Annotated in this window: 6 protein-coding genes and 2 pseudogenes; 5 read left to right on the top strand and 3 right to left on the bottom strand. The window is 71.6% G+C overall.

From position 1 onward, the window contains the following. Window positions 1-78 precede the first annotated feature (78 nt). The 3 genes and pseudogenes from ACWD0Y_RS35505 to ACWD0Y_RS35495 form a co-directional block, all read left to right on the top strand. Window positions 79-201 (top strand): annotated as a pseudogene (locus ACWD0Y_RS35505) (amidohydrolase); the annotation flags it as partial. Between the two features lie 68 nt (window positions 202-269). Then, entirely contained in the window at window positions 270-2,345 is a 2,076-nt protein-coding gene (locus ACWD0Y_RS35500; protein ID WP_450264387.1) for a TerD family protein, read from the top strand. Window positions 2,346-2,497: 152 nt separating this feature from the next. Beyond that, a complete protein-coding gene (locus ACWD0Y_RS35495; RefSeq protein WP_450264386.1) occupies window positions 2,498-3,526 on the top strand; it encodes an aspartate-semialdehyde dehydrogenase in 1,029 nt (342 codons plus the stop codon). Between the two features lie 116 nt (window positions 3,527-3,642). Here the strand turns inward: ACWD0Y_RS35495 and ACWD0Y_RS35490 are convergent, their stop codons facing one another. The 3 genes from ACWD0Y_RS35490 to ACWD0Y_RS35480 form a co-directional block, all read right to left on the bottom strand. Beyond that, complete coding sequence (locus ACWD0Y_RS35490) at window positions 3,643-3,990, bottom strand: type II toxin-antitoxin system PemK/MazF family toxin (protein ID WP_450264385.1); 348 nt, start codon at window positions 3,988-3,990, stop codon at window positions 3,643-3,645. Continuing rightward, complete coding sequence (locus ACWD0Y_RS35485) at window positions 3,977-4,207, bottom strand: ribbon-helix-helix domain-containing protein (protein WP_450264384.1); 231 nt, start codon at window positions 4,205-4,207, stop codon at window positions 3,977-3,979. Before ACWD0Y_RS35485 ends, ACWD0Y_RS35490 begins: the two co-directional genes overlap by 14 nt. 78 nt (window positions 4,208-4,285) lie before the next feature. Next, on the bottom strand, window positions 4,286-4,783 hold the full coding sequence (locus ACWD0Y_RS35480) for a DUF1203 domain-containing protein (RefSeq protein WP_450264383.1): 498 nt from the start codon (window positions 4,781-4,783) through the stop codon (window positions 4,286-4,288). Between the two features lie 142 nt (window positions 4,784-4,925). Between ACWD0Y_RS35480 and pepN the strand changes: the two genes are divergently transcribed. Together pepN and ACWD0Y_RS35470 are read left to right on the top strand one after the other, a co-directional pair. After that, the gene (gene pepN / locus ACWD0Y_RS35475; RefSeq protein ID WP_450264382.1) at window positions 4,926-7,517 is read left to right on the top strand and encodes an aminopeptidase N; all 2,592 of its coding nucleotides are present in this window, start codon (window positions 4,926-4,928) and stop codon (window positions 7,515-7,517) included. 52 nt (window positions 7,518-7,569) lie between these two features. After that, window positions 7,570-7,662 (top strand): annotated as a pseudogene (locus ACWD0Y_RS35470) (YxiG-like protein); the annotation flags it as partial.

Genomic DNA, 7,662 nt, shown 5'->3' with positions numbered 1-7,662 from the left:
GATGAGCGAGGTCGAGGGCGACTGGGGCGACGGGCAGGACTTCGAGGACATGTCGCCCGGTCTCGGACTGGCCCAGCACATGGTCGCCCCGAGCTCGGCAATCAGGAGTTCCGCACCACCGCGGCGATCAAGGCCCGCCTGGAGCAGGCAGGTCTGGCGCCGCGTGTGCTTCCCTCGGGCACCGCCCCGGTGACTTCGGTCCGCAAGAACGCGAACTGCACACCGGCTTCACATCGACTACGCACCATCTCCACTGCCACGATGACCCCATGACGCACATCACCAAGGGCGCCAACATCCCTGTGCCCAGCGAACTTCTCCGCGTGGCCGTCTGCCGTCAGAACGTCGCCGGAGCCCCGGCCGTGGACGCGTCGGCCCTCCTGCTGGACGCGAACGGCAAGGTACGCGGCGACGCCGACCTGGTCTTCTACAACCAGCCGCACCACCCGTCGGGCACCGTGCGGCACTTGGGCACCAACGAGGGCAACGGGCAGCTCGCCGAGTGGCTGGAGGCCGATCTGCCGCGCCTGGGACCCGAGGTGCAGCGGGTGGTGATAGCCGGCTCCTGCGACGGCGGGGTCTTCGGCTCCGTACCGGGGCTGTACGTCCAGGTCCTCACCGGCGGCGGGGCGCCGGTCGCGCTCTACGCGGTGAACGACGCGACGACCGAGACGGCCTTCGTGATCGGGGAGTTCTACCGGCGCGGCGGCGGCTGGAAGTTCCGCGCGGTCGGGCAGGGGTACGCGTCCGGGCTCGCCGGGCTCGCGACCGACTTCGGTATCGCGGTCGAGGGGGGCGGCGCGGCGCCCCAGGACGCGGCGCCCGCGCCAGCGCCGGCCGCCGCGCACACCCCTGCCGCGCACACCCCCGCCGCGCATGCTCCGGCCTCCCACGCTCCCGCCTCGCCCGCACAGGATCGCGTCCCCCACTCCTTCGGCCCCCAGTTCCCCTCCTTCGTACGCCGGGGCCACGGCAACGACGTCGTCACCGTCGACGCCCCCGTCCCGCCCGGCCCGGTGATCGTCGAGGCGTGGCACGAGGAGGACGGCTACTTCTGCGTCGAGACGCTCGACCACCGCAACAAGGACGACGAGCTGCTGTTCAACACCACCCTCACCACCTTCCGCGGCCGGGCGCTCGTCCAGAACCGCGCCGACCGCCCGCTGCGGCTGAGGATCGACGCGGACAACGACTGGACCCTGATGGTCCAGCCGCTCTCGGTCGCACGCGACATGACGGAGGGGATCCGCGGCTTCGGACCCGAGGTCCTCGTCTACAGCGGCCCGGTGGCCGACCTCGACGTGGAGTTCGCGGGCGACGAGGACGAGGGCGGCTACTTCGGCGTGTGCAGCAGTGACAGCGCCGACCGGTTCAAGGACCGCAGCGACCTCCTCGTCAACGAGACCGGCCCGCTGCGGCAGACCGTGCCCCTCACGACCGGCCCCCTGGTGATCACCGTCGAGGCGGACGGCCCCTGGTCGCTCACCCCCCGCCCGCTGCCCGTCTTCGATCCGGCCGTCGCCCGGGCCACCGGCGTCCACCAGGGCCGCGGCGGGACCACGCTCACCCTCGTCAACCCGGACCCGGGCCGCCCGGCCGTCCTGGAGTACGCGATCCGCAGCGACGGCGCGCTCTTCGGCCACACCGTCACGATGCTCGACGAGTACGACGACGAGGACCGCTTCCTAAGCGGCGCCGACAACGGCGAGCAGGGCCGCACCCTCCTGTTCCGCAAGGGCGAGCCCGAGGTGCGGCTGCGCGTCGACCACGCCGTCGACTGGTCCCTGCGGCTGCTGCCCGCCGGCCAGGCCCCGGCGCTCACCGGCCCGGTGCAGGGCGTCGGCAGCGCGGTCTTCCGCTACGACGGCCCGCCCGCGCTGCTGGGCCTGCGCCGCACCACGTCCGACGACGACCCGCTCTCCACCCGTACCGTCCAGACCCACGGCAAGACGGTGATCTCCGCCGACACCCAGGGCCGGCGCCGGCCGGTCACCGGCCCGCTGTGGGTGACGGAGGCGGGCCACTGCTACGTCCTGGTCACCGCGTCCGGGGCGACCGGCTGGCAGCTCGACCCGACGACGGCCGCGACCGCCCCGGTCCTCGACCGGGCGGCCGGGGGCCGGGTCTCCGGGCAGGGGTACACCGTCGTACGCCACACCGGACCCGAAACCGGGATGATGCTCACACACGAGCCCAGGGGCGCCCTGGACCTGCCCGTCGTCTGGGCGCTCGACGAGCGTCTGGAGCCGGTGCGGCGGATCACCACCGCCCCCGGGCTGCACACGTTCCCCACCGGTTTTCTGCAGATCAGGACCGGTGGCGCGTGGAGCCTGGAGATCCGGTGACGGCCGTGTGACGGGGGCACGAAGGCCGTGAGAACGGTCACCCGGTCCAGGGGCCGGACAATGGATTGGACAAGGCGGCCCAGGACATACGCATTATGGACAGCACCAGGTCAAGCGCCCAGCGCCACGTTCGTACGTACGAAGGAGTCCCCGTGAGGGTCGGAATCGTCGGAGCCACCGGTCAGGTCGGCACAGTCATGCGCAGGATTCTGGCCGAGCGCGCATTCCCGGCCGACGAGCTGCGCCTCTTCGCCTCCGCCCGTTCCGCGGGCTCCACGATCGAGTGGCAGGGCAGGGACATCACCGTCGAGGACGCGTCGACGGCCGACTACTCCGGCCTGGACATCGTGCTCTTCTCCGCCGGCGGCGCGACCTCCAAGGCGCTGGCCGAGAAGGTCGCCTCGCAGGGCGCCGTCGTGATCGACAACTCCTCCGCCTGGCGCCGCGACCCCGAGGTGCCGCTGGTCGTCTCCGAGGTCAACCCGCACGCGGTGGCGAACCGCCCCAAGGGCATCATCGCGAACCCGAACTGCACCACGATGGCCGCGATGCCCGTCCTCAAGCCGCTGCACGCCGAGGCCGGCCTGACCGCGATGGTCGCCACCACCTACCAGGCCGTGTCCGGCTCGGGCCTGGCCGGTGTCGCCGAGCTCGACGGCCAGATCAAGAAGGTCGTGGACCACGCCGCCGAGCTGACCCACAGCGGCGACGCCGTGGACTTCCCCGAGCCCGGTGTCTACAAGCGCCCCATCGCCTACAACGTGCTGCCGCTGGCCGGCTCGATCGTCGACGACGGCTCCTTCGAGACCGACGAGGAGCAGAAGCTCCGCAACGAGTCCCGCAAGATCCTGGAGATCCCGGAGCTCAAGGTCTCCGGCACCTGCGTGCGCGTCCCGGTCTTCTCCGGCCACTCGCTCCAGGTCAACGTCCGCTTCGAGCGCCCGCTGAGCGTCGAGCGCGCGACCGAGCTGCTCGCCGGGGCCCCGGGCGTCGCCCTGTCCGAGATCCCGACCCCGCTCCAGGCCGCCGGCCAGGACGTCTCGTACGTCGGCCGCATCCGCCGCGACGAGACCGCCGAGAACGGCCTGGCGCTCTTCCTCTCCGGCGACAACCTCCGCAAGGGCGCGGCGCTCAACGCCGTGCAGATCGCCGAGCTGGTCGCGGCCGAGCTCAAGGGCTGATCCTCTTCCGTCACGACGGCGGGGCGGGACTCTCCGGTACGGGAGTCCCGCCCCGCCGTCGTACGTCCGCCCGGCGCGGGGCGATGCCGCTGTGCCGGCGCCGACGCGGGTGTTCCTCAGAGAGCCAGGTGCCGCCGCAGGGCTGTGTCGAGTTCGGCCATGCGCTGAGGGGGAACCGTGCCGATGCGGTGCAGCACCCGCTCCACCGCGACCGCGCGGACCTGCTCGCACTGGGCCTTGGAATCCTTCGCGAGGTGGCATTCCCCGGCCGGCAGGAGAACTTGGAACGGGAAGACCCGCGACGTGTTCGACGTCACCGGGACAACGGTGATCACGCCTTTGCCCATGCGCCGGACGGTCTGATTGGCCGCGTCGTTCGACACGACCACCGAGGGGCGGGCCTTGTTCACCTCGCTGCCGCGCACCGGGTCGTAGTCGATCAGGTAGATCTCACCTCTGCGCATCGGCCAGCCCGTCCCCGGCGGTCCGGTCCCAGAACGCCGCGTCCTCGCTCGCGTCCCACTCCTCGAACGCGGCCGCGTAGTCCGACTCCAGCCGGGAGGTGCGCAGCAGCTCGATCGCGGCATGTATCACCGCGGAGCGGGACTCCGCCTCCGTCTCGGCCGCGTACGCGTCGACGAAGGTCACGTCCTCCTGCGGCAGGCTCACACTGATCTTCATACCACCGATGCTACTCAGGTACGACCAGGCTTGCCACCCGGCTGGGGCCGCTGCCGCGTACGGCCGGGTGGGGACGGGTCACGCTCGGCGCACCTCGAAGTGGAAGCAGCCGTACTCCACCGCCCTGATGTGCACGAGCGCCACCTCCGGGTCGGCGAAGGCCTCGGCGAACGCGGCGTCGAAGCCCGCCGTCGTGTCGTCCGGGAGCTCCAGGAGCCGGCCGCCGACGATGTGCCCGTCGGCGTTGTAGCGGCGCACGGTGCGCAGGGCGCCGGGGCGGGCGAAGGGGTAGCCCCCGGTCCGGGCCGGCCCCTCGCACTCCTGCGCGTGGATGAAGACGGGGCCCTGTTCGTCGTACGCCCCGGGCCTGGCCCAGGCTCCGGCCGCCCAGCGGCGCAGCGGCGCGTACGAGACGAGCGCGATGTGTTCGCCGGGCTCGCTGAGCCGCAGGCAGCAGCGCAGCGGGGCGCCTCCCTCCCCGTCGGTGTACGGGGCGCAGGCGCGGCCGGCGTCGTCGGTGTCCCGCAGCTGCTTGAGGGCGGCGGGCTCGATGGGGCGGGCGGTATGGAACGTCATGTGTCCAGCTTCGCCACGGTAGCTGCGCCGTACCGGCGGACTTCGGACATCGTGCTCTGTCAGCTGCGAGCTGACTCTGCGGTCATGACGGAAGCGGCGTGGAAGGATGACGGAAAACGACACATACCGAGGAGATGACCGGGTGCCTGGCACGAATCTGACCCGCGAAGAGGCCCAGCAGCGGGCGAGCCTGCTCACCGTCGACGCGTACGAGATCGAACTCGATCTGAGCGGCGCGCAGGAGGGCGGCATCTACCGTTCCGTGACCACCGTGCGTTTCGAGTCCGCCGAGGCCGGCGCGCAGACGTTCATCGACCTGGTGGCGCCCGCCGTGCACCAGGTCGTGCTGAACGGGAAGTCGCTGGACGTCGCCGCCGTCTTCCGGGACTCCCGCATCACCCTCAAGCACCTGGAGGCCGGCCCGAACGAGCTGAAGGTCGTCGCCGACTGCGCGTACACGAACACGGGCGAGGGTTTGCACCGTTTCGTCGACCCGGTGGACCAGCAGGCGTACCTCTACACCCAGTTCGAGGTGCCGGACGCGCGGCGCGTCTTCGCGTCGTTCGAGCAGCCCGACCTGAAGGCGACCTTCCAGTTCACCGTGAAGGCGCCGTCCGGCTGGACGGTGATCTCGAACTCCCCGACGCCCGAGGCGCCGGAGGACGACATCTGGGTCTTCGAGCCGACGCCGCGCATCTCGACGTACATCACCGCGCTGATCGCCGGCCCGTACCACTCCGTCCACAGCTCGTACGAGAACGCGAACGGCCAGAGCGTCCCGCTGGGCATCTACTGCCGTCCCTCCCTGGCCGAGTTCCTGGACGCGGACGAGATCTTCGACGTCACGCGGCAGGGCTTCGACTGGTTCCAGGAGAAGTTCGACTACGCGTACCCCTTCGCGAAGTACGACCAGCTCTTCGTGCCGGAGTTCAACGCGGGCGCGATGGAGAACGCGGGCGCGGTGACCATCCGCGACCAGTACATCTTCCGCTCGCGGACGACGGACGCGGCGTACGAGCGGCGCGCCGAGACCATCCTGCACGAGCTGGCGCACATGTGGTTCGGCGACCTGGTCACCATGGAGTGGTGGAACGACCTGTGGCTGAACGAGTCGTTCGCCACGTACACGTCGGTCGCCTGCCAGGCGCACGCGGCGGGCTCCAAGTGGCCGCACGCGTGGACGACGTTCGCCAACTCGGAGAAGACCTGGGCGTACCGCCAGGACCAGCTCCCCTCGACGCACCCGATCATGGCCGAGATCCGTGACCTGGACGACGTGCTGGTCAACTTCGACGGCATCACGTACGCCAAGGGCGCGTCGGTGCTCAAGCAGCTCGTCGCGTACGTCGGCCAGGACGAGTTCTTCAAGGGCGTGCAGGCGTACTTCAAGGCGCACGCCTTCGGGAACACGCGCCTGCCCGACCTGCTCGGCGCGCTGGAGAAGACGTCCGGCCGCGACCTGAAGACCTGGTCGAAGGCGTGGCTGGAGACGGCCGGCATCAACATCCTCCGCCCGGAGATCGAGACGGCCGCGGACGGCACCATCACGTCCTTCGCCGTCCGGCAGGAGGCCCCGGCGCTCCCGGCGGGCGCGAAGGGCGCCTCCACTCTCCGTCCGCACCGCATCGCGGTGGGCTGCTACGACCTGGACGGCGCGGGCCGGCTGGTCCGTACGAACCGGATCGAGATGGACGTCGACGCCGCCGAGCTGACCGAGGTCCCCCTCCCGGCGGGAACGCCCCGCCCGGCCGTGATCCTCCTCAACGACGACGACCTGTCGTACGCCAAGGTGCGCCTGGACGAGGACTCGCTGGCCATGGTCACCGCGCACATCGGCGACTTCACCGAGTCGCTGCCGCGCGCGCTGTGCTGGTCGGCCGCGTGGGACATGACGCGCGACGGCGAGCTCGCCACCCGCGACTACCTCGCGCTGGTCCTGTCGGGCATCGGCAAGGAGTCGGACATCGGCGTGGTGCAGTCCCTGCACCGCCAGGCGAAGCTGGCGCTGGAGCTGTACGCGGCGCCCGAGTGGCGCGAGACGGGTCTGGCGCGGTGGACGGCGGCGACGCTGGAGCACCTGCGCGCGGCCGAGCCGGGCAGCGACCACCAGGTGGCGTGGGCGCGGGCGTTCGCCGCGACGGCCCGTACCGACGAGCAGCTCGACGTCCTCCAGGGCCTGCTGGACGGCACGCAGACGCTGGAGGGGCTGGCCGTCGACACCGAGATGCGCTGGGCGTTCGTCGGGCGGCTGGCGGCCACGGGCCGCGCGGACGAGAAGGTGATCGCGGCGGAGCTGGAGCGCGACAGGACGTCGGCGGGCGAACTGCACGCCGCGTCGGCGCGGGCCGCGCGGCCGACGGCCGAGGCGAAGGCGGAGGCGTGGGCCTCGGTCATCGAGTCCGACAAGCTCCCGAACTCCATGCAGGAGGCCGTGATCGGCGGCTTCGTCCAGACCGACCAGCGTGAGCTGCTCGCGCCGTACACGGAGAAGTACTTCGCGGCGGTCAAGGGCATCTGGGAGTCGCGCAGCCACGAGATGGCGCAGCAGATCGCGGTCGGCCTGTACCCGGCGGTGCAGGTCTCCCGGGAAACGCTGGACGCGACGGACGCGTGGCTGGCGTCGGCGGACCCGGGCGCGGCCCTGCGCCGCCTGGTCTCGGAGTCCCGCTCGGGCATCGAGCGGGCGCTGAGGGCGCAGGCGGCGGACGCGGCGGCGGGCTCGGCAACAGCGTAGGCGCGGCGGCCTCCCCGCCCGTCCGGCGGCCGAGGACACGAGAGGGCATCACCCCCGTACCGGCGTGGCGCCGGCCTACCGGCGGTATCTCTTCCGGTACTGCGTCGAGGCCCGATGTGAGACGTCAGTGCCCGCGGAGATCTGG

The sequence above is a fragment of the Streptomyces altiplanensis genome (assembly GCF_053591575.1).
The sequence above is the reverse complement of the archived record's forward strand: the minus strand, read 5'-3'. Positions and strand labels throughout refer to the sequence as shown.

Coding starts and splice junctions, on each gene's coding strand:
- ACWD0Y_RS35500 (WP_450264387.1), top strand. CDS start 270: ATGACGCACATCACCAAGGGCGCCAACATCCCTGTGCCCAGCGAACTT.
- ACWD0Y_RS35490 (WP_450264385.1), bottom strand. CDS start 3,990: ATGCGCAGAGGTGAGATCTACCTGATCGACTACGACCCGGTGCGCGGC.
- ACWD0Y_RS35485 (WP_450264384.1), bottom strand. CDS start 4,207: ATGAAGATCAGTGTGAGCCTGCCGCAGGAGGACGTGACCTTCGTCGAC.
- ACWD0Y_RS35480 (WP_450264383.1), bottom strand. CDS start 4,783: ATGACGTTCCATACCGCCCGCCCCATCGAGCCCGCCGCCCTCAAGCAG.